General features: G+C 70.7%; 23 protein-coding genes and 1 tRNA gene. 11 read left to right on the top strand and 13 right to left on the bottom strand.

Annotated features, from left to right (window positions below):
- Positions 1-188: 188 nt before the first annotated feature.
- The 4 genes from AWQ70_RS07360 to AWQ70_RS07345 are packed head-to-tail and all read left to right on the top strand — an operon-like array spanning position 189 to position 3,872.
- On the top strand, positions 189-1,115 hold the full coding sequence (locus AWQ70_RS07360; protein WP_245646812.1) for a siderophore ABC transporter substrate-binding protein: 927 nt from the start codon (positions 189-191) through the stop codon (positions 1,113-1,115).
- Positions 1,112-2,104 carry an ABC transporter permease gene (locus AWQ70_RS07355; protein ID WP_067172024.1) on the top strand — a complete coding sequence of 331 codons (993 nt, stop codon included), beginning with the start codon at positions 1,112-1,114 and terminating at the stop codon, positions 2,102-2,104. Before AWQ70_RS07360 ends, AWQ70_RS07355 begins: the two co-directional genes overlap by 4 nt.
- Positions 2,101-3,117: an iron chelate uptake ABC transporter family permease subunit gene (locus tag AWQ70_RS07350; protein WP_067172021.1), complete on the top strand. Its 1,017-nt coding sequence runs from the start codon at positions 2,101-2,103 to the stop codon at positions 3,115-3,117. Before AWQ70_RS07355 ends, AWQ70_RS07350 begins: the two co-directional genes overlap by 4 nt.
- On the top strand, positions 3,114-3,872 hold the full coding sequence (locus tag AWQ70_RS07345) for an iron ABC transporter ATP-binding protein (RefSeq protein ID WP_067172019.1): 759 nt from the start codon (positions 3,114-3,116) through the stop codon (positions 3,870-3,872). Before AWQ70_RS07350 ends, AWQ70_RS07345 begins: the two co-directional genes overlap by 4 nt.
- A gap of 154 nt (positions 3,873-4,026) precedes the next feature.
- Here the strand turns inward: AWQ70_RS07345 and AWQ70_RS07340 are convergent, their stop codons facing one another.
- Together AWQ70_RS07340 and AWQ70_RS07335 are read right to left on the bottom strand one after the other, a co-directional pair.
- Positions 4,027-4,293 (bottom strand): Imm32 family immunity protein, encoded by a 267-nt coding sequence (locus AWQ70_RS07340; RefSeq protein WP_067172267.1) that lies wholly within the window; start codon positions 4,291-4,293, stop codon positions 4,027-4,029.
- 84 nt (positions 4,294-4,377) lie between these two features.
- Complete coding sequence (locus tag AWQ70_RS07335) at positions 4,378-5,055, bottom strand: hypothetical protein (RefSeq protein WP_067172017.1); 678 nt, start codon at positions 5,053-5,055, stop codon at positions 4,378-4,380.
- 475 nt (positions 5,056-5,530) lie between these two features.
- On the opposite strand from AWQ70_RS07335, the gene AWQ70_RS07330 reads away from it, so the two are divergent.
- The gene (locus tag AWQ70_RS07330; protein ID WP_067172015.1) at positions 5,531-5,896 is read left to right on the top strand and encodes an RNHCP domain-containing protein; all 366 of its coding nucleotides are present in this window, start codon (positions 5,531-5,533) and stop codon (positions 5,894-5,896) included.
- A 30-nt stretch (positions 5,897-5,926) separates the two neighbouring features.
- Entirely contained in the window at positions 5,927-6,334 is a 408-nt protein-coding gene (locus AWQ70_RS07325) for an RNHCP domain-containing protein (RefSeq protein WP_067172012.1), read from the top strand.
- Between the two features lie 130 nt (positions 6,335-6,464).
- Here AWQ70_RS07325 and AWQ70_RS38665 read toward each other — a convergent pair whose 3' ends face one another.
- The gene (locus AWQ70_RS38665; protein ID WP_157529932.1) at positions 6,465-6,602 is read right to left on the bottom strand and encodes a hypothetical protein; all 138 of its coding nucleotides are present in this window, start codon (positions 6,600-6,602) and stop codon (positions 6,465-6,467) included.
- A 99-nt stretch (positions 6,603-6,701) separates the two neighbouring features.
- Here AWQ70_RS38665 and AWQ70_RS07320 point away from each other — a divergent pair, with 99 nt between their 5' ends.
- Complete coding sequence (locus AWQ70_RS07320; protein ID WP_067172010.1) at positions 6,702-7,397, top strand: DUF1275 family protein; 696 nt, start codon at positions 6,702-6,704, stop codon at positions 7,395-7,397.
- Between the two features lie 152 nt (positions 7,398-7,549).
- Here AWQ70_RS07320 and AWQ70_RS07315 read toward each other — a convergent pair whose 3' ends face one another.
- The gene (locus AWQ70_RS07315; RefSeq protein ID WP_067172008.1) at positions 7,550-8,758 is read right to left on the bottom strand and encodes an ammonium transporter; all 1,209 of its coding nucleotides are present in this window, start codon (positions 8,756-8,758) and stop codon (positions 7,550-7,552) included.
- 228 nt (positions 8,759-8,986) lie between these two features.
- Here AWQ70_RS07315 and AWQ70_RS07310 point away from each other — a divergent pair, with 228 nt between their 5' ends.
- Positions 8,987-9,628, top strand: a complete 642-nt coding sequence (locus AWQ70_RS07310; RefSeq protein ID WP_067172007.1) for a tetratricopeptide repeat protein — start codon at positions 8,987-8,989, stop codon at positions 9,626-9,628.
- Between the two features lie 69 nt (positions 9,629-9,697).
- Here AWQ70_RS07310 and AWQ70_RS07305 read toward each other — a convergent pair whose 3' ends face one another.
- Complete coding sequence (locus AWQ70_RS07305; RefSeq protein ID WP_067172005.1) at positions 9,698-10,336, bottom strand: TetR/AcrR family transcriptional regulator; 639 nt, start codon at positions 10,334-10,336, stop codon at positions 9,698-9,700.
- 115 nt (positions 10,337-10,451) lie between these two features.
- Between AWQ70_RS07305 and AWQ70_RS07300 the strand changes: the two genes are divergently transcribed.
- Positions 10,452-11,627: an NADH:flavin oxidoreductase gene (locus tag AWQ70_RS07300; RefSeq protein WP_067172003.1), complete on the top strand. Its 1,176-nt coding sequence runs from the start codon at positions 10,452-10,454 to the stop codon at positions 11,625-11,627.
- Positions 11,628-11,894: 267 nt separating this feature from the next.
- On the opposite strand, the gene AWQ70_RS07295 is transcribed toward AWQ70_RS07300, so the two are convergent.
- From AWQ70_RS07295 to AWQ70_RS07280, 4 genes are all read right to left on the bottom strand, one after another.
- Positions 11,895-12,416 (bottom strand): isochorismatase family protein, encoded by a 522-nt coding sequence (locus tag AWQ70_RS07295; RefSeq protein ID WP_218004451.1) that lies wholly within the window; start codon positions 12,414-12,416, stop codon positions 11,895-11,897.
- A 208-nt stretch (positions 12,417-12,624) separates the two neighbouring features.
- The gene (locus tag AWQ70_RS39785) at positions 12,625-13,518 is read right to left on the bottom strand and encodes a hypothetical protein (RefSeq protein WP_067172001.1); all 894 of its coding nucleotides are present in this window, start codon (positions 13,516-13,518) and stop codon (positions 12,625-12,627) included.
- Entirely contained in the window at positions 13,515-13,907 is a 393-nt protein-coding gene (locus AWQ70_RS07285; RefSeq protein ID WP_067171999.1) for a PadR family transcriptional regulator, read from the bottom strand. The genes AWQ70_RS39785 and AWQ70_RS07285 overlap by 4 nt, the downstream gene beginning before the upstream one ends.
- A 369-nt stretch (positions 13,908-14,276) precedes the next feature.
- Positions 14,277-14,351, bottom strand: a tRNA-Val gene (locus AWQ70_RS07280).
- Between the two features lie 637 nt (positions 14,352-14,988).
- Here AWQ70_RS07280 and AWQ70_RS07275 point away from each other — a divergent pair.
- A complete protein-coding gene (locus AWQ70_RS07275) occupies positions 14,989-15,405 on the top strand; it encodes an SsgA family sporulation/cell division regulator (RefSeq protein ID WP_067171997.1) in 417 nt (138 codons plus the stop codon).
- Between the two features lie 173 nt (positions 15,406-15,578).
- Here the strand turns inward: AWQ70_RS07275 and AWQ70_RS07270 are convergent, their stop codons facing one another.
- On the bottom strand, positions 15,579-16,202 hold the full coding sequence (locus tag AWQ70_RS07270; RefSeq protein ID WP_245646810.1) for a DUF305 domain-containing protein: 624 nt from the start codon (positions 16,200-16,202) through the stop codon (positions 15,579-15,581).
- A gap of 83 nt (positions 16,203-16,285) precedes the next feature.
- Here AWQ70_RS07270 and AWQ70_RS07265 point away from each other — a divergent pair, with 83 nt between their 5' ends.
- On the top strand, positions 16,286-17,710 hold the full coding sequence (locus tag AWQ70_RS07265) for an LVIVD repeat-containing protein (protein WP_067171995.1): 1,425 nt from the start codon (positions 16,286-16,288) through the stop codon (positions 17,708-17,710).
- A gap of 4 nt (positions 17,711-17,714) precedes the next feature.
- On the opposite strand, the gene AWQ70_RS07260 is transcribed toward AWQ70_RS07265, so the two are convergent.
- The 3 genes from AWQ70_RS07260 to AWQ70_RS07250 form a co-directional block, all read right to left on the bottom strand.
- Complete coding sequence (locus tag AWQ70_RS07260; RefSeq protein ID WP_067171993.1) at positions 17,715-18,545, bottom strand: aminotransferase class IV; 831 nt, start codon at positions 18,543-18,545, stop codon at positions 17,715-17,717.
- Positions 18,546-18,568: 23 nt separating this feature from the next.
- Positions 18,569-19,564: an anthranilate synthase component I family protein gene (locus AWQ70_RS07255; protein WP_067171991.1), complete on the bottom strand. Its 996-nt coding sequence runs from the start codon at positions 19,562-19,564 to the stop codon at positions 18,569-18,571.
- Between the two features lie 106 nt (positions 19,565-19,670).
- Complete coding sequence (locus AWQ70_RS07250) at positions 19,671-20,624, bottom strand: LysR family transcriptional regulator (RefSeq protein WP_084516613.1); 954 nt, start codon at positions 20,622-20,624, stop codon at positions 19,671-19,673.
- Positions 20,625-20,648: the final 24 nt, after the last annotated feature.

Below are 20,648 nucleotides of genomic sequence, written 5' to 3'. Positions count from 1 at the left end.
CGATCAGTGCGCGGCCGGCGCGTCCACGGGCGCACCGAAAGCGCAGGTCAGACCGCCGAAACGGAAGACAGGGGCACCCCGATCGCGACCTCGACAAGGACTTAGGTTAGCCTTACCAAACCTTTACGGCTCTGTCGTTTTCGGAGGTTTTCATGGGTCGCCGTCCCTTCCGGTCCCGTTTGCTCGGCGTGCTCCTGCTACCTTTCCTGCTCCTGCTGGCGGCATGCGGGGGCGGCGCCGAGGCGGACGACACCTCGGCCGCGGCCGAGGGCGCCGCCGGTGGTGTGACCGTGACGCACGCCCAGGGCACCACCACCGTCCCCGGCACGCCGAAGAAGGCCGTCGTGTTCGACCTCGGCGCGCTCGCCACCCTCGACGAGCTCGGCGTCCCGGTGGCCGGGGTGCCCGTGGTGGAGAACCTGCCGGACAGGCTCGCCAAGTTCGGCACCGACGCCTACCCCAAGGTCGGCTCGCTGTTCGAGCCCGACTACGAGAAGGTCAACGCGCTCGCGCCCGACCTGATCGTGGTGGCCGGCCGCTCCTCCGCCGCGTACAAGGAGCTGGCCAAGATCGCCCCCACCGTCGACCTGACCGTGGACAACGCCACCTTCCTGTCCAGCCTCCGCGAGCGCACCGAGGCGCTCGGCGCCATCTTCGGCAAGCAGGCGGAGGTCGAGCGGCGCCTCGACGCCATCGACGCCTCCGTCGCCGAGGTCAAGGCCAAGGCCGGCGACCGGACCGGACTGGTCGTGCTCACCACCGGCGGCAAGCTCAGCGCGTACGGCCCGGGCTCCCGGTTCGGCCTCATCCACGACGCCCTCGGGGTGAAGCCGGCCGCCGAGGGCCTGTCCACCGACACCCACGGCAACGCGATCTCGGCCGAGTTCGTCGCCAAGACCGACCCCGACCTGCTATACGTCGTCGACCGCGACGCCGCCGTCGGCGAGAACGGCAAGGCCGCCAAGCAGGTGCTGGACAACAAGCTGGTCAACGGGACCAAGGCCGCCGAGAACGGCAAGATCGTCTACCTGGACCCCTTCTCCTGGTACCTCGCCCCGACCGCGCTCAGCTCGGTCGACGGCATGGTCAAGGCCGTCGGCGACAGCCTGTCATGACCCGCCGGCCGCTCCTCGGGCGGCTGCGCGCGTGGCATCTGGCGGCCGGGGCGGCGCTGCTCGCCGTCCTGGCCGCCGGATCGCTCTTCGTCGGCGTCGGCGACCTCACCCCGGCCGGCCTGCTCCACGGGCGGCCGGAGGACCTGCGCGTCCTGGTGGAGTCCCGGCTGCCGCGGCTGCTCGCCGTCGTCCTCGCCGGCACCGCGATGAGCGTGGCCGGCCTGGTGATGATGCACATCACCGGCAACCGCTTCGTCTCCCCGTCCACGGCCGGCACCAGCGAGTCGGCCTCCTTCGGCGTGCTGCTCGCCACGCTGCTCGCCGGTGGCGAGGCCGTCTTCGTCAAGATGGCGGTCGCCGTCGCGTTCGCGCTGCTCGGGACGTTCTTCTTCATGTGGATCCTGCGCCGGCTGACCTTCCGCGACATGATCCTCGTGCCGCTCGTCGGCATCATGTTCGGCGGTGTCATCGGGGCCGCCACCACGTTCCTCGCGTACCGGGCCGACCTCCTGCAGAGCCTCGGCGCGTGGACGTCGGGCGACTTCTCCGGGGTGCTGCGCGGACGCTACGAGCTGCTGTGGATCGCGGGCGCGGTGACCGTGCTCGGCTACCTGTACGCCGATCGGTTCACCGTCGCCGGGATGGGCCGCAGCTTCGCGGTCAACCTGGGCGTGCGCTACGACCGGGTCGTCAACACCGGACTCGTGCTCACCGGCGTCATCACGGCCGTCGTCGTGGTCACCGTCGGTGAGATCCCGTTCGTCAGCCTCATCGTGCCCAACCTCGTCACCCTGGCGCTCGGCGACAACCTGCGCCACGCGCTGCCCGCGACGGCGCTCGCCGGGGCACTGTTCGTACTGCTGTGCGACGTCGCGGGCCGGGTCGTCCGCTTCCCGTACGAGATCCCGGTCTCCACGGTCGTCGGCGTCGTCGGCAGCGTCGTCTTCCTGGGCCTGCTGCTGCGCGGCAGGCGGACGGGGCTGCGATGACGGCGGCCTCCTCCATCACGACGCCCCCGGCCGCGACCTCCTCCTCCGCAAGGGCGGCCAGGCGCCGCCGCGAGCGCCGCGTCCTCACCGCGCTCGCGCTGCTCGCCGCCGCCGCGGTCGCCGGATTCTGCCTGATCGGGCTCGCCGGCAACTGGGAGTACGCCCTGGGCATCAGGTTCCGCAAGATCGCCACGATGGTCGTCGTCGGGGTCGCGGTGGCCTTCTCCAGCGTGCTGTTCCAGACGGTGACCGGCAACCGCGTCCTGACGCCCGGCATCATGGGCTTCGACCAGCTCTTCGTGCTGATCCAGACGCTGGTCGTGTTCCTGTTCGGCGCGCTGGCGCTCAGCTCGGCCGACCCCCGGCTGCTGTTCGCCGGCCAGGTGGCGGTGATGGTGTTCTTCGCCGTCGCCCTGTACCGGTGGTTGTTCGGCCGCCGTGCGCGCGACCTGTACGTCCTGGTGCTCGCCGGCGTCGTCTTCGGCACCCTGTTCGGCAGCCTGTCGTCGCTGGCGTCCCGGTTGATCAACCCGAACGACTTCGTGGTGCTGCAGGACAGCCTGTTCGCCAGCTTCAACCAGGTCGACCCGGGCCTGCTCACCCTGTCCGCGGTGCTCGTCGCCGCGACGGCGGTGTGGATCGCACGGCTGGCGCGCCGGCTCGACGTCGTCGCCCTCGGCCGCGACCACGCGCTCAACCTGGGCGTGGACCACGCCTCGGTGGTCAACCGGTCGCTGGTCGCCGTCGCCGTGCTGGTCTCGGTGTCGACCGCGCTGGTGGGGCCCATCACCTTCCTCGGCCTGCTGGTCGCGAACCTCGCCAGGCAGCTCACCGGCACGTTCCGCCACGGCACCGTGCTGACCGCCGCCGCGCTGCTCTCGGTGACCGTGCTGGCCGGCGGGCAACTCGTGCTGGAGCGGGTGTTCACCATGAACACCGCGCTCAGCGTGATCATCAACTTCGTCGGCGGTGCCTACTTCATCGCCCTGCTCATCCGGGAGTCCCGACGATGATCGAGATCAAGGACGTCACCAAGCGGTACGGCGACACCGCCGTGGTCGACGGTGTGTCGCTGACCATCGCCCCCGGCGGCGTGACCTCCATCATCGGCGCCAACGGCGCGGGCAAGTCGACCCTGCTGTCCGTCGTCAGCCGGCTGACCCCGGCCGACGGCGGCACCGTCACCGTGGACGGCATGGACGTCGCCACCACACCCGGCGACCGGCTGGCCCGCCGCCTCGCCGTACTCCGGCAGGACAACCACATGTCGGTGCGGCTCACCGTGCGGGAGCTGGTCGCCTTCGGCCGCTTCCCGCACTCGGGCGGCCGGCTCACCGCGGCCGACCACGAACTGGTCGACGAGGCGATCGACTACTTCGAGCTGGGCGACCTCGCCGACCGGCACCTGGACCAGCTTTCCGGCGGCCAGCGGCAGCGCGCCTACGTGGCGATGGTGCTCTGCCAGGACACGGACTACGTCCTGCTGGACGAGCCCCTGAACAACCTCGACATGCGGCACTCCGTGCAGATGATGCGCAGGCTGCGACGCATGGCCGACGACTACGGCAAGACCGTGGTCATGGTCGTGCACGACATCAACTTCGCCTCCTGCCACTCCGACACGATCGTGGCGATGAAACGCGGCTCGGTGATCGCGCGGGGGACGACGGCGGAGATGATGACCCCCGAGGTGCTCAACGCCGTGTACGACCTGGACATCGACGTCCACGAGATCGGCGGCCGCCGCATCGGCGTCTACTTCTCTTGAAGATCCGCTCCGCCGTCCGCCCCGCGGCCCTACACCGGGGCGGACGGCGGACCGAAAAGCGCGTGGCCGTCGTGCTGTCCTGCCGGCCGCCGACGTGAGCACCGCGGCACGGGCGTCCTACCTGCCGCCCCGGTGACCCTTTCCGGTCACGGCACTAGAGGCGGTCGTCCCTCTCAAGCACGACGGGGACGGAGTCGTCCTCCAGGCCGGAGAGGTCGTCGAGATGCACGTGAGATCCCGAGGGGACCCCGGCCTGGGCCAGCGTGAGCAGGTGGCGGGCCAGCGTCCTCAACCCGGAGGCGTTCCCCCTCACGCGCACCTCACCGTGATCGAACGTGACGAGGATCCCCGCCTCCTCGTCCCAGACGAGGTGCAGCCCGACCTCAGGGGAGTACTCCTTCACATTCATCACAACGTCCATGGACACCCGCTCCCGATCTTCGCGAAGAGGGTGACCACGTTATCCCCCTCGCCGAGGGAGCCGAGCCCGTACGGGAGAGCGTTCTCATGCCGTTCCCTCGGTACGCCGGGCGACCGTGTTCCGGAGACAGGCCCACCAGTCGGTCCGGGTCGGCTCCACGCGGGGTTCGCGCCCGTCCAGCCACCTGGCCAGCTCCGGTTCGGACAGGCTCAGCGCGTGGTCGGCGTAGTCCGTGAACGCCTGCTCACGCCCCTGGAACGACAACCACGCGTTGCCGCTTCCGGGCCCGAGCATCTTGAGCACGGTCCCGGCCGGCTCCTCCCACTCGTCGGGGTCCGTCACCGCGAGGAGGCCCATCCGCGATGTCGGCTCCCAATATTCGACGCAGCCGTCGTTGTAGCCGGGGCGTTCTCGCAACGTGAACCCGCGAGCCTCGACGGCGGCGAGCAGGTCGCCGACGTCGAGCCGCGGCCGGAAACGGCCGTACCGGGCCACGAGGGCGCTCTCGACCTGGTCACCGTCGGCGAGCCAGGGCAGCCGGTGGGTCTGGGCCCCGAAGTAGGTGACCGCCCACTCGTCCTGGGGCCGGTCGCGCCACCAGCCGAACTCGATCAGACCGAAGTCCGAGATCATCCCTGAGGACGCCTCGAACGTCCGGTCTCGCCCGAGCACCTCCTCGACCTCCGCCGGCCCGCTGGTGTGGTCGAGCCCCAGCACGGTGCCCGTGATCATCAGATCGGCGAAGAAGTCCAGGTCGCTCACCGGGGCATTGTCCGGGGACGGACACGGCCGGCGCATCCGGATATCGGCGGCGACGCGCCCCCTGCCCGGCGCCGGAAACCGGTGGGCCGGACTCCGCCTCCGGACGTGAGCCGCGAGACCGGCTCCCGGGCCGCGCCGAGGCCCACCCCGGCGGGCCGTCCCGGACGGGCGGAAAACCATTGGCGGCACGCTGAGGGGCGCTGTTAGGCTCCCCGCGTCTTTCCGGTGAACTCTGGGCCGTCACGCCCATAGAAAGTGGTGTTTTATGCCCTGGCCTGCGCCGAGCGCGCCTTACTGTGCCCTGGGCTGCTCCCGCCACTGACGCATCACCTCTTTCCGGCCGGGTCCCGGGTGCACCGACCTTCCCGTGTGTTCGCGTGCCACGCGGACACCGTCGGCGGACGAACGCCTCCCAAGGCCCGCTCGGCGCTTCCTTGCTGCCCTCGAAGCGATATCCAGCAAGGAGTCTTTCCCGATGTCGAACGACATCCAGCGTTCCGTTCTCAGGACCGAGACCTTCGAGTGCGTGCGCTGCGGCCTCACCGTGACCGCGCTCGCCCCGGACGGCGGCCGTCGCAACCACTGCCCGCGTTGCCTGTACTCGCAGCACGTCCGCGACCACGCCGACGGTGGGCCGTCCGAGTGCCGGTCCGGCATGGCGCCGATCACCATCGCGGTGCTCCGCAACGGCGACTGGGCACTCATCCACCACTGCACCCGATGTGGCGAGTTGACGTCCAACCCCGTGCGGGGCGACGACAACCAGTTCATCCTCATGCGGATGGCCGTGCGCCCGCTCGCCCAGCCGCCGTTCCCGCTCGAGACCTTCGCCGATCTGTGAGAGGCCGGGTGACGAGAGGACGGAACACCCATGCCACGACGCAAGCCGCGGGAGCGGAGGCCGCAGCGGCGCAAGGACGTACTGCACGGGCCGGGTGGCGAGCGGGGCGACGCGTTCCGCTGCACCGGTTGCCGGCTCGACGTTCCGGTGTCCGCGCCCGGCACCGGCCACCGCAACCACTGCCCGCACTGCCTGACGAGTCTGCATGTCGACGGCCGGATCCCCGGAGACCGACGTGAGACCTGCCGCGGACGCATGGCGGCCGTCGGCGTGACGGCACGGCGTGACGGGGAGTGGCTGCTCATCCACCACTGCCTGGCCTGCGGAAAGCTCAGCGCCAACCGGGTCGCCGGGGACGACAACACGCTCGTCCTCCTGCGACTGGCGATCCGGCCGCTGGTCGCCCGCCTCCCCGTCCGCGGACCGCTCGCCCTCTGAGCCACGCGTACGGCGGAGCCCCGCCGCCGTCCTTCCGGGCGGCGGCGGGGCACGATCCGGCCACGGCCGGGAAAACGAGAGAACCGGAACCGGCCGCGGCCTGACCCGAAGCGATCGCGGTGATCCCGGCTCAGCGGGCGGTGGAGCCCAGGGCGCCGACCGCCAGTTGGTCGTGCAACGGCACAAGCACGGTGGGGATCTCGTCCTTGAGGGCCCGGCGGGCGTCTACTCCGCCTGACGCCGCCCGCCCGGGGGGCAGAACCGTCACCGAGGGTGACGGCGGCGTTCCCGCTGGATAGGAACCGCTCATGACCAGCGTGGAGCGTCGTGTGGACTCCCGGGCGTCCGGCCGGGAGCGCCGGAGCGCATGACCGGCTCCCCGCGCCCGGGCGGTCATCGGCTCACCCTCCTGGCGGTCGTCCTCACCGTCGGCACGGGAGCCGTGGACGCCGCCTGCTTCATCCGGCTCGGCGGGGTGTTCAGCAGCGTGGTCACCGGCAACCTGGTGCTGCTGGGATACGCGATCAGCGGGCTGATCAGGGATGTGGCCCTGCACTCCGTCGTCGCCGTCGCCGGGTACGTCGTCGGGGTCGCGGTCGGCACCCGCGTCACGGGCCCTCCCAAGGAGGACATGCCGATCTGGCCGGTCAGGGTGACGAGGGCGCTCGTCCTGGAGTTCGTGTGTCTGCTCGCCTTCTCCGCCGGCTGGCTGCTGACGGGAGGACGCCCCGCCGGGGCCGCCGCCTTCGTCCTCCTCGCGCTGGCCGCGGCCGCCATGGGGACGCAGAGCGCGGCGATGCGCGGGCTCGGCGGGCACGCCGCCGTGTCCACCACCTACCTGACGGGGACCCTGACCGGGATGGTCGCCACGATGCTCGTGCCGCGGCGCAGCGGCCGTCTGGACTCGCGCGGGATGGCCATCCTGGCGGCGCTCACCACCGGGGCGGCCGTCGGCTCGCTGCTCGTCGTGAACGCCCCGGCCTTCTATCCGGCCGTCCCCCTGGCCACGCTCGGATCCGTCATCGTGACCGCGCTCATCCGGCACTACCGGGAAGTCGCGTAATCCTCGTGACGGCCGTTCCGCCTGCGCGCCTTCCGGAAGAAGACGCCCCCGTCGGCGGCCGGCCGGACACACCCGTCCCGTTCATGGAGAAGGGCGAGCAGCCCTGAGAGATGAACAGGCGCCGCCGTTCCGTGGCCCGTCCGAGCGGACCGTCATTCCGTGCCGAACTGGAGGTCGGAGCCGGCGAGCTGCTCCTGCTCCGTCTCCGCCAGGCGAAGCGCCCAGTCCACGATCTTGCCGATGACGAACGTGACGACGAAGCTGTAGAACATCACCGCGAGGATCGCCAGGACCTGCCTGCCGAGCAGCGCTCCCCCGCCCCCGTAGAACAGGCCGGAGCTGCCGAGGAAGCCGGTCGAGAAGAAGCCGAGCGCGAGCAGGCCGACGATGCCGCCGGTGCCGTGCACCCCGACCACGTCAAGTGTGTCGTCGTATCCGAGCACGAACTTCCACTGGACCGCGAACGAGCAGACCAGCGCGGCGAGGATCCCGATCGCGAAGGCGCCCTCGACGTTCACGTACGCGCACGACGGCGTGATGGCGACCAGGCCCGCGACGGCGCCGGTGCCCGAGCCGAGCTTGCTGAGCCGCCGCTTGCGGGACCATTCGACGGCCAGCCAGGTGAGCATCCCGGCGCAGCCGGCGATGAACGTGTTCGCGAAGGCGTTGACCGCGACCCGTCCGTCGGCCATCGCGGATCCGCCGTTGAACCCGAACCAGCCGAACCACAGCAGGGCGAGGCCGGTCATGACCATCGGGATGTTGCTCGGTTCCGGCGGCTCCCTCCGCCGGTAGCGGACGCCGGGACCGAGCGCGATCGCGAGGGCGAGTCCGGCCATGCCGGAGTTCAGCTCGACCACCAGCCCGCCGGCGAAGTCGAGCACGCCCATCTTGTTGATCCACCCCGTACGGTCGAAGACCCAGTGCGCGACCGGGAAGTACACGAACGTCGACCACAGCAACGAGAAGACCATCCACGGCCCGACCCGGATGCGTCCGGCGACCGAGCCGCTGATCAGCGCCACCGTGATGATCGCGAAGGTGAGCTGGAAGAGCGCGAAGGCGAACGTCGGGACCTTGCCGGTCAGCTCCGCCGGCGAGACGTTCGCGAAGCGGAAGTCGCCCCAGCCGATCAGGCCGAGCCCGCCCGCGTCCCTGCCGAAGGCCAGTCCGTACCCGTAGCCGAACCAGATGATCGTCACGATGCTGATCGAGACGAAGCTCATGAAGACCATGCTGAAGACGTTCTTCGCGCGGACCATGCCGCCGTAGAAGAAGGCCAGGCCAGGGGTCATCAGGAGCACCATCGCGGTGCTCACCAGCACCCACGCGGAGTCGCCCGTGTTGAGTCCGACCGGCATTTCCGGAACCTCGCTTAGCGGAGCAGGACCACCTCCTGTTCCTTCCTCGCGCGCGGACGAGGCGAGGCACGCGGCGGGCAAAGTCTTCCCCGCGACAGGACCCGGCCGTCACCGCCGGACGAGTATCGGCCGGTGCGGACGCCCCGGGAGCGGTTCGCATATTCACCTGCATGCGCCGTTTTGCTCTTCTAGGGTTCGACGAACCGAACGAGAGCGGCGAGGGGCGAGATGAGCGCGGACGACCGGATCGAGCAGGCCAGGCTGCTCTACGAACGAGCGGTATTCGGGGGCGACACCGGCGCCGTGGCGGCGGCCGAACGGGAGCTGGACGCGGTGGAGGCGGACCTCGTCCTCGCCCGGGGCCGCATCGCGCACGCGCGCTTCCTGGACAGCGGACACGAGGACCCGCACGAGTTGAGTCTGTTCGAGCGCGCGGCCGAGCTCCGCCGGCGTCTCGGAGACGTACGCGGTGAGGCTGAGGCCCTGTTCTGGATCGGGTGCTTCCATCAGGTCGTACGGAATGACGACGCCGCCGCGGTTCCCGTGCTGGAACAGTCCCACGGGAAAGCGGTGCATGCCGGCGACGTCCTGACCGCGTCCTACGCCCTCAGGCACCTGGGCATCGCGGATCAAAGGGCGGGCCGCCCGGAGTCCGCGCGGGAACGCCTGGAGGAGTCGACACGGCTCCGCCGTGAGGTCGGGTTCCTGCCCGGTGTCGCCGCCAACTTGGTCGGACTGGCCTACGTCACCGCCGGGGAAGGCCGCCGCGACGAGGCGCTGAAACTCCTTGACGAGGCCGGCTCGATCGCGGAAACGGCGGGCGCCCACGGCATTCTGCGCCACGTCCAGGAGGCGCGGGCGCGGCTGTGAACGGCCGGCTTTCGCGACGGTCACGGCGCCGGAAAGAAAGGCGCCAAACGCGATTCAATCACCGATTGATTAGTGAACGATCCGCGGCGGCCCCTCCTGCGGAGGCGGCGCGGTCAGGCCGGCGGCGACGAAGGCGATGACGGTCGCCGTCTCCGGGAGCGGGGTCGCGACCCTCGGAGCGGCGCTGTGCGAACGTCCGTACACCTCGAGCAGCAGCGTGAACGCCAACCGCCACCGTTCGGCGACCGCACGCACCGACAGGTGCGGCAGGGCACGGCCGAGCATCGCCTCGAACGGTGCCGGACCGAACCACGTCGAGACGTTCGGCAGCCGTCCCATCGACAGCGTCGAACGGGCCAGCAGGTGGCACAACATCCGCCCCTTCTCGGTCCGCGACAGCTCCTCGAACGGCTCGACGATGGCCGTCACCAGGTCGGAGACCTCGAAGGGAGCGCCGTCATCGTCGTCGGCACGGGACCGCCGGGCCAGGACCTCCAGGCGGTCCGCCCACAGCGGCAGCAACTCCTGCTCCAGCAGGGCCGTGATCAGGCCCTCCCGCGAGCCGAAGTGATAGTGCACCGCGCCCGGGTTCAGGCCCGCCTCCGCGTTGATGGCGCGGACCGACACCTGGTCGGCGCCCTTGTCCAGGAACAGGCGCTCCGCCGCGGCCAGCAGGCGTGCACGTGTCGACGGCGCTTCCTCAGTCATACGGCCATTGCACCACATCTGTTCCATGCAGCATTCAATCAGTGATTGACTACTGTTAGGCGGTGCCTCCCGGAGGCACCGCGCAGCGAGACTCGCCCCGGAGGAGACCAGCGACATGAACACGACCTCATCGATCCCCGACGTGTTCGGGCAGGCCGAACTCGGCCCGCTGACCCTGCGCAACCGGATCATCAAAGCCGCGACGTTCGAGGGCATGACCGAAGGCGCACTGGTCAGCGACGATCTGATCGAGTTCCACCGGCGGCACGCCGCGGGCGGCGTCGCCATGACGACCGTCGCGTACTGCGCCGTGGCGCCGGAGGGCCGCACCGAGCGCGACCAGATCTGGATGCGGCCCGAGGCGCTGCCCGGACTGCGCCGCCTCACCGACGCGGTCCACGCCGAGGGCGCGGCCGCCTCGGCACAGATCGGGCACGCGGGGCCGGTCGCCAACGGCAAGTCCAACCGCGTTCCCGCGCTGGGCCCGTCGGTCTCGTTCAACGCGCAGGCCATGCAGCTCACCCGCAGCGCGACTCGCGCCGACATCGAGCGCATCACCAGGGCGCACGCCGACGCCGCGCTGCTCGCCATCGAGGCGGGCTTCGACGCCGTCGAGATCCACCTCGGGCACAACTACTTCGCCAGCTCGTTCCTCAGCCCGAAGATCAACAAGCGCCGCGACGGGTACGGCGGCACCCTGACCAACCGGGCCAAGGTCGCCCTCGGAGCGGCGAGGGCCGTACGCGACGCCGTCGGCGACCGCATCGCCGTCCTCGCCAAGCTCAACATGGACGACGGCGTGCCCGGCGGCCTCTGGCTCGACGAGAGCCTCCAGGTCGCCCAGTGGCTCGAGCGCGACGGCAGCGTCGACGCCCTGGAGCTGACCGCCGGCAGCTCACTGCTCAACCCGATGTACCTCTTCCGCGGCGACGCGCCGATCTCGGAGTTCGCCGCCACGTTCAAGCAGCCCATGCGGCTCGGCATCAAGCTCGTCGGCGACCGGTTCATCCGCAGTTACCCCTACCAGGAGGCGTACCTGCTGGACAGCGCCCGCCAGTTCCGCGCCGCGCTGAAGCTTCCGCTGGTCCTGCTGGGAGGCATCACCCAGCGCGCCACGATGGACCTGGCGATGGCCGAGGGCTTCCAGTTCGTCGCGATGGGGCGCGCCCTGCTCCGCGAGCCCGACCTGATCGACCGCGTCCGGCAGGACTCCGGCACCCGATCGTTGTGCATCCACTGCAACAAATGCATGCCGACGATCTTCAGTGGCACGCACTGCGTCATCGCCTGACCGGTGATCGGACAGTCGCCGCGCCGGGCAGCCGTCAGCTCTCACAGGTGACAGGGACCGGCAACGGAACGCGGCGCCGGTCGCAGCAGGTGGCGTAGGCGCTCGGAAGTACGACCGGCCGGTCGCGCGATGGAGGCGAGCGCGCCGACGGCCAGAGTGTCGTGCAACGGCACGATCACTGTGCGAGTCTCGTCTTCGGCGGCCTGGCGTTGCAATGGCCGCCCCTGGTGGCCATGGCGCTCCAGCCGGTTCGAGTCCGTACTGCTCTCACTCGAGTGCTGCCACGACCTCGGCGGTGGTGCTGACAGCGGCGATGCGCGGGAAGACATACTCGAACGCGAACTCGTGGGCGTGCGCGTCGAGCGCGGTGACCGCGTCCTCGGGCAGGATCACCTTGAAGCCGAACTCGTCGGCGAAACGCGCGGTCTGCTCGACGCCGAAGTTCGTGGCGATCCCGGTGATGATCAGAGTGTCGATGGCGCGCTCCCGCAATGCCTCCTCCAGCCCGGTGTTGTGAAACGCGCCCCAGGTGCGCTTCACGATCTCCAGGTCGCCGGACACCCCTTCCACCAGCTCGCTGCCCGGTGGCTGCTCCGCGACGCCCGGCCGCTCGACCCGCACTGCGACAACGAGACCTCCCGCCTTTCGCACCGCGTCGGCCAGCGCGAGGGAGCGGGCGACCACGGCAGATCCGGCATGTGGTGCCGTGGGCTGCTCGACGATGCGCGTCATCAGATCGACAAGGAGCAATGCGGTGCGGCGAGGGTCCGGTTTCTCCATGATCAGCATGGTAGTGAGCCTGCGCGCTCGAGGTGCTCATCGACGCCGAGACCCGCGAGCGCATCGACGTCCTGCCCGGCCGCACGGCCGATGTCCTTGAGGCCTGGCTCGCGGCGGGCGATCAACCGTGCTCAGCGCACGATCTCGCAGAGATGTTCCTCAACGCCGGATCAAGCGTTTGCGTCGGTCGAATCCTGAAACCGCGCCGAGGGTGTCACTATCCGTTCGACGACCTTGAGATGGCATGGTCGGTTCTCGCAAGCCATGCTGTGACCGCCAGGATCGTTACCGAGAGAGGGGCGAGCGTCGCCAGCATCGCCAGACCGCCGACCCCGGGCTTTGGCAAGAACACGCCGAGGAACGGCAGCACGGTGATCACCGCTCGGCGACCGATGGAGGAGCGCAGTGCCCTCACGGCCGCCACTACCAGCACGACAACGGGCAATACGACAAAGGGAAGTTGAGTCCCCCACGCCAAAGAGACCTGGCGGCCGGCGACCAAAGTGGCCAGCACTATGGCCGTCCAGGTCAGTAGCCGCGGAGCGCCCAACGGAGCCGGCCCTGGTGAAGGCGCGAAGGTCAGCATCGCGGCGCACACACAGTTGGGAAGCATGCTCACCCCGATGCTGACAACCATGTCGTCAGAGGACAGGTCGTTGACGCCCAGGTTGAGGAGGATCAACGCGGCCACCACCGTCCAGCCCCACGCGCAGGCGGCTGCGGCCTTCGGTCGCTTGCGCCAGGTCAGCAACAAGATCAAACCGTACGGCAGGGCGGAGGCGAGCGTTCCCAGTGCCGAATCGAAGTTGAGCCGACCGGCGAGTGCTCCGGCTCGGAAGATCGCCATAAGAAAGAGCACGAGCGGTGGGATGAATGCCGTGATGTTGAGGGCAGCACGCCAGTGCCGACGCGACCCGGGCCCGACGGCATGGCGCAGGCGGATCGCGAGGCCCCCGCGCAGCAGGTCGAGCGTGTCGCGAGCGGTCGGCCGGTCCTGGCCGGGATCCGCCCCCGCGAGCAGCACCGCGATCATCTCTTCCTCGTGCTGCTCGCGGTGCGCCTCGGGGTACCACGCCAGCAGCCTTCGGTAACGCCGTTCCAGCGGGGTCATGCGGTGCTCCCCGGCGAGGTGGCCAAGGCCGCTCCACGGCGAGGGGCGCCCAGAGCGCGCAGCCTCACAGTGAGCGCCGGGCCTAGCTGGGCACGCAGTCGCGAGGTGGCGGTTTCCGCGTTGCGGCGCAGTCGCTCGGCTTCGACGGACAGGCGGGACTCACCCTCGGAAGTCAGACGGTAATAACGCCGTGCGCGGCCGTCGACGATCTCCTCGCGGTCGGCTTCGACCAGGCCTTCCCCTTGCAGGCGGTCGAGCGCGGCGTAGAGCGTGCCGGCGCGTAGCCGTACCCGTTCAGCGGAGATCCGCAGAACGTCCGTGATGATGCCGTACCCGTGCTGAGGTCCGGCTGCCAGTGACGTCAGGATCAGGAATGTGGGCTCCTGCATCGATCTGTGTTTCATGTGATCGATATATACCGACTGATTGACTAAGGCAACTCGCTGCTTGGCCTCCGAGTTCGATCGGGGCGATGGCGACGCGCATGACGGCGTACATGACGGCGAGCGCTCCAGCGACGAGCGCTCGCGTCGGCACGGGGGGCACGAAGATCAGAATGAGAGCTCGCCGGCCACCGAAGCCAGTCCAGCGACGGCCAGGCAGGCATCAACCCGCGAGAGATCGCCAGGTGCCAGGGAAGGCGGGTCCGTGACGGTCCGAGACGGGACGTGACGTCTGATCCCGCGGTCCGACCACGGTCCAGGACGCGAAAGGCCGGATCCCCGATATCGGGGTCCGGCCTCTGAGCTGCATCTATATGGTGGGCGATACTGGGATCGAACCAGTGACCTCTTCGGTGTGAACGAAGCGCTCTCCCGCTGAGCTAATCGCCCGGGATGATCGGCCCCTCGCGGCGCCGACGGGGAAAACCATACCGCACTTGGAGGGGTCCTGGCGAAGCGAAGCGGGCACGGCCCCTCACCCGCCTCCCCGCGGCCCGGCGGCCACGTTCCGCCGACACCACACCCGGGCGACACCACCGGGCGCGCGGCCCCTCCCACGACGCGCCCTTCCGCCGGCACCCGGGGGCGGACCACGCCCGAGCCTCGGAGGGCGGCTCCCCATCGGTGCCGCGCGGGCCACCCGCCGGGCCCCCGCCACAGTGATCGGGGCCGGTCCTCACCGAATCGTTTCCACCCGGACCGGCGGGACGGCGCCGTGTTGTCATAGCATCGTGATGCCCCAGAGTCCCCCGATACGTCCCAGGCTAAGATCATTTGTACTGTGCAAGACTTCGCCACGACAGCCGGATCGACACGCAAAACCCGCGCCAACATGCGGCTGTTAGCGATGTTTGGGCAGGTAGATGCTCAAATGTCTACCTGTGAGATGCGTTACAGAAGGCCCAGGAAGCGGAATCTCTCCTACGGGTTTCTTCGTTCGCGTACATAGCTCCGCGGACGGCAGCAAGTCCGTGAGAGCAGTTGCAAGCCCCTGTGAGGGGACCCGTCACGAAAGGTTTGGCTGACGATGCACAGCACCACCGTCACTGCCGAGCTGGGCCTTCGGCTTGTGGTCCCCGACCGTACTACCGTGCCCCTGCTCGCCGGGCTCAGTTACACGGCCGAGGACCCGTACGCCATACGCATGGCATTCCACGTGGGGAACGACGAACCGGTCGAGTGGATCTTCGCCCGCGAACTCCTGACCGTCGGCATCGTCCGGCGCGTGGGAGAAGGGGACGTCCAGGTGTGGCCCGCCCGTTCCGATGGAGAGCGCACCCTGAACATCAGCCTCACGTCCCCGTTCGGACAGGCCCTGTTCGAAGTGCCCCTGGCTCCGCTGACGCAGTTCCTGCACCGCACGTTCGAGCTCGTCCCCGCCGGTCGTGAGACCGACTTCATGGACCTCGACGAAGAGCTCACCAACATGCTCTGGAGCTCCTGACCCCGGTCCCCCACTCCCCGCGCGTTCCCGATCCGGCGGTCTGCCCCCACAGGCCCCCGGTCCGATCCCGATCCGGCCCGCTCCCGCCCGGTCGGCGCTCCTAGGTGTTCTCACCGGCGCCGCCGCGGCCGAGGGTGTCCCGCCGACGCGCGGGCGTACCGGCCGCGGGACTCCTAAGCGGCGAGCATCCGCCGCATCCGGCCGATCTCGGCCCGCTGCCCGGAGACGACGTCACGGGCCATCTCCCGCATGAGGCGGTCCGCGCCGTCGCGCAGCTCCTCCTCCGCCATCCGCACCGCTCCCTCGTGATGCCTGATCATCAACCGTAGGAACAGCGTGTCGAAGGCGGTGCCCCGAGCGCCACGCAGGCGGTTCATCTCCTCCGGCGTGGCCATGCCGTACGCGTCCCGGCGAGCGTGGGCGTGTGCGGCGGGGGCGGGACGGCCGAGGGACGCGAGCCACGACGTCATCGTCGCGATCTCGGGTCCCTGGCCCTGGGCGATCCGCCCGGCCAGCGCGGCCACCTCGGCTCCGGCGTCCCTGCCGGCGACCAGTCCCGCCATCTCCAGCGCCTGCCGGTGGTGCGGGATCATCGCCTCGGCGAAGCGCACGTCCGCGGCGCCGGTCCGGGCGTCCGACTCACCGATCCGCTCCCCCGGCGTCGCCGTACGGGCGGCCCCTCCGGGAGCGCCGGGCACGACGACGGGCGCACCGGATCCCGCGACGAACGGGGCCCTCCGGTCGGCGGGGGTGTCGGCGGCGCAGCCTGCCGCGCCCGAGATCAGAACTGCCCCCACAACTGTTACAAAAGCGCCACGCACGCCATATCTGCCCGACATAACGTCCATAGTGCGGCAGTCTCCAAGATCCAGGGGGAACAGTGAAGCGTGCGGGACTGGCAGCGTGCCTGGCGATGGCGCTGTGCGCGACGGCCTGCACCTCGGGCTCCGGCGCGTCCACGGCCACACCGTCGAGGTCGTCCGCCGCGTCCGCGCCGTCATCCTCGGGGGGCGCCGCGCGGGCCAGCGCGGACCTCGGCGTCGACGAGATCCTGCACAGCGACAACATCACGCCGGTCGCCAACGTCCCCCTCGAGGCGCCGTTCGACGGCGAGCACTCCTGGAACACCGATCTGGCCTTCCAGGGGGACTACGCGTTCGCCGGGAACTACGACGGCTTCACCGTCCACGACATCTCCGACCCGGCGCACCCGAAGGTGGTCGCCCGGGTACTGTGCCCCGGCGGGCAGAACGACGTCTCCGTCTCCGGCGACCTGCTGATCGTCTCGGTGGACGACCCTCGGGCCGGCGACACCTGCGAGAGCGACCTCATGTCCCGCGCGGCCGAGTCCGGCTGGGAGGGCATCCGGATCTTCGACATCTCGGACAAGGCCCGCCCCGAGTACCTGGCCGCGGTGGCGACCGAGTGCGGCTCCCACACCAATGTGATCGTCCCCGGGCCGGACGCGGACACCCTCTACGTGTACGTCTCGGCCGGCGGGCCCGACCCCGGCGCGCCGAACTGCCCGGCACCGCACGACGGCATCTCGATCGTCGAGGTGCCGGTCCGCGACCCCAAGGCCGCGAAGGTCGTCGCCACCCCCTCCCTCTTCAAGGAGCACCAGGGCGGCGGCGGGTACGGCGGCTGCCACGACATCACGGTCTATCCGGCGAAGAAGCTGGCCGCGGCCGCGTGCTACGGCGACGGCTACCTGCTCGACATCTCCGACCCGGCCCGTCCGCAGGTCATCACCACCGTGACGGACCGGCAGAACTTCTCCCTGTGGCACTCGGCCACGTTCAACGACACCGGGACCAAGGTCGTCTTCGGCGACGAGCTGGGCGGCGGCATGGTCGCGACCTGCGACTCCTCGGGCAACGACACCAAGGGCGCGAACGCCGTGTACGAGATCACCCCCTCGCGGGAGCTCGTACGGCACGGCTACTTCAAGATCCCGCGCCCGCAGGGGCCGGAGGAGAACTGCGTGGCCCACAACGGCGCGCTGATCCCGGTGCCGGGCAAGGACATCATGGTCCAGGCGTGGTACCAGGGCGGGGTCTCCGTCTGGGACTTCACCGACTCCGACCACCCCGCGGAGATCGCGTTCTTCGAGCGCGGCCCCTTGCGGGCCGGGCTGCGCGTCGGCGGATCGTGGTCGGCGTACTACTACAACGGCCACATCTATTCGAGCGACATCACCAAGGGTCTGGACGTCCTGCGGATCGACGACCCGCGCACCGACCCCGCCAAGGCCGTCACCGTGGAGGAGTTCAACGCCCAGACCCAGTACGCCTACGGAAGCTGACCGGTCACGGGTCGAGATCGGCCGCCGAGCGCTCGGCGAACGCCTTCATCGCCGCCAGCGTGACAGGACCGGGAGCCTGCGGCAGCTCGCGGTCGTCCACCAGCCGGATCGGCTGGACGTCGCGCGTGGTCGAGGTGAGGAACGCCTCCTCGGCCTCGTACAGCGCGGACAGGGGCACGTCCTCCTCGGTGCCGCCGCACCACTCCAGGACGAGCGCCCTGGTCACCCCGGCCAGGCAGCCGGAGGCCAGCGTCGGCGTCACCAGGCGGCCGCCGGTCACGACGAAGATGTTGCTGCCGGTGCCCTCGCAGAGGTCGCCGGCCAGGTTCGCGAAGATCGCCTCGCCGCCGCCGCGCTCCTTCGCGTACGCCAGGGCCTTGGCGTTGTCGCCGTAGGAGGTGCTCTTGACCCCGGCGAGCGCGCCGCGCTCGTTGCGCGGCCACGGCACGACGGTCACCGCGGCCGTCTCCGGGAAGGGCTTCTGCTCCGCGACGATGACGACCGCGTTGGTCCCCTCCGACCCGCGGTCGGAGCCGAGCGGCCCGGGTCCGCTGGTGTACGTGATCCTGATCCGGCCCAGCGGCCAGGCGGGCGCGGCGGCGAGGCACTGCCGCACGCCGTCGGCGATGGCGCCGAGGTCGGGCTCGGGCAGGTCCATCCGCTTGGCGGAGAGCGCGAGCCGGTCCAGGTGGCGGGTGAGCGCGAACGCCCGCCCGTTCACGAACTTGACCGTCTCGAAGACGCCGTCGCCGACCATCAGCCCGTGATCGAAGACCGAGACGACGGCCTTCTCCGGGTCCAGCAATTCACCGTTGACCCACACGGGTACTGCCATCTAGATCTCCATCCCTGCTCGTGCTAGCTCCGCGAGGCGAGTCCGATGAGCCGGGACGCCTTCAACTCGGTTTCGCGCCACTCCCGCGTGGGGTCCGAACCCCACGTGATGCCCGCTCCGGTGCCGAAACGGATCATGCCCTGCTCCACCCAGAAGGTGCGGATGCCGACCGCCAGCGCGGCTTCCCGCCGGTCGGCGTCGACCCAGCCCACCGCCCCACAGTACGGCCCCCGCGGCTCCGGTTCGAGCCGATCGATGATCTGAAGCGCCGTGTATTTGGGCGCTCCCGTCACCGAGCCGGGCGGGAACGTGGCCGCGAGCAGCTCCGGCCACCCCGCGCCCCGCGCCAGCCTGGCCCGTACGGTCGAGACGAGGTGGACGAGGCCCGGGTGCTCCTCGACCTCGCATAGCGCGGGCACGGTGACGGAGCCGACCTCGGCGACCCGGCCGAGGTCGTTGCGCACCAGATCGACGATCATCACGTTCTCGGCGTGGTCCTTCTCCAGCAGGTCCGCCGCCGTGACCCCGGTGCCCTTGATCGGCCGCGACTCGACGACGTCGCCGGCCCGCGACAGATACAGCTCGGGCGAGGCCGACACGACCGTCCGGCCGGGCACGTCGATCACCGCGGCGTACGGCGCCGGGTTGCCCTCGGCGAGCCGTACGGCGAGGGCCGCGGGGTCGGCGTCCCCTGGCAGCGGGGCCGACAACACCCGGCAGAGGTTGGCCTGGTAGACATCCCCCCGCCCGATGTGCTCCCTGATCGCGCGCACGCCCCGCTCGTACGCCTCCCGGTCGAGCGAGGTCGTCCACGCGTCGCGGGCCGGGCCCGGCCAGGGGCCGCGCGGCCGGGGCAGCGGCGCGGGGCGCACGTCGTCGAAGCGCGCGCACGTGACCTTGCCCTCGTAGGTCACGACGACGGCCCACCACCCGGCGGAGTCGAGGGCGGCGGGATCGGTGGTCACGTCGCGCAGTCCGGTGGCGAGGCGACCGCCCACATGGGCGAAGGCGTCGTGCACCGCTCCATTCTCGCCCGTTCCGGCCACCGCCCTCTCCCGTCCCCCGCCCGGGCCCACCGCGGCCGCGTTCACCGTCGCCGGGCCGCTCCCCCGTCACGGACCCGCGTCACCGTGACGCCGTCTCCACCTCACCGCCCGCTCGCGGGTCCGCGGGACGGTCCACGCCCGCGCGCACCTCGGCCCGCAGCAGCCGCAGGAACGTCAGCGCGGCGGGGAGCGGGGCCGCGGACGGCAGCGCCGCGTACACCGCCCGGCGCGGCGCGAACTCCGCGAGCGGGCGGAGCACGAGGTCGGCGCGGTGGCGGACGCCGGCCGCCGCCATGGCCGGGACGAGGGTGACGCCGAGACCCGCCGCCACGTAACCGAACTTGCCCGTCCACTCCGCCACCCGGAAGCCGGTCCTCGGCGTGAAACCCGCCCGCGCGCACGAGGTCACGAGCATCGTCGTGTGCCCGCGCGGCGGCGCCTCGATCCAGCTCTCGTCCCGGAGGTCGCGCAGGTCGACCGCCGTACGCCCGGCCAGCGGGTGGCCGCTCGGCAGCGCGACCAGGAACTCGTCCTCCAGGAGCGGGGTGAGCGTGGTCTCCGCTCCCTCCTCCAGCCCCGACGGGTAGTCGCTGACCACGGCGACGTCGATGTCGCCGTCCGCGAGACGCCCCATGAGCCGGTCGCTCGGCCCCTCGACGATGCGGGTCTCCACGTCCGGGGCGTGCCGCAGGAACGCCCGCAGCGCGCCGGGGACGAGCGCGGCGTTGGCGGTGGCGAAGGCCCCGACGCGCAGCCGCCCGGCGACGCCCCGGTGGATGGCCGACAGTTCCTCCGCCGCGGAGCGCAGGCGGTCGAGCACGTCCACGGCGTGCCGGTGGAGGGCGCGCCCGGCGGGCGTGAGCCGTACGCCCCGGGGCAGCCGCTCGAACAGCGGGCCACCGGCGTGGGCCTCCAGGGTGGCGATCCGCCGGGAGACGGCGGACTGCGTGTAGTTCAGCTCGGCCGCGGCCGCGGTGAACGACCCGGTGCGGGCGACGGCGTCGAGCAGGCTGAGCGCGTCGGTGTCGAACACGATCCCTCCATCCATGACCTGAGC

The sequence above is a fragment of the Microtetraspora niveoalba genome, from assembly GCF_001570405.1.
Lineage (GTDB): Bacteria > Actinomycetota > Actinomycetes > Streptosporangiales > Streptosporangiaceae > Microtetraspora > Microtetraspora niveoalba.
The sequence above is the reverse complement of the archived record's forward strand: the minus strand, read 5'-3'. Positions and strand labels throughout refer to the sequence as shown.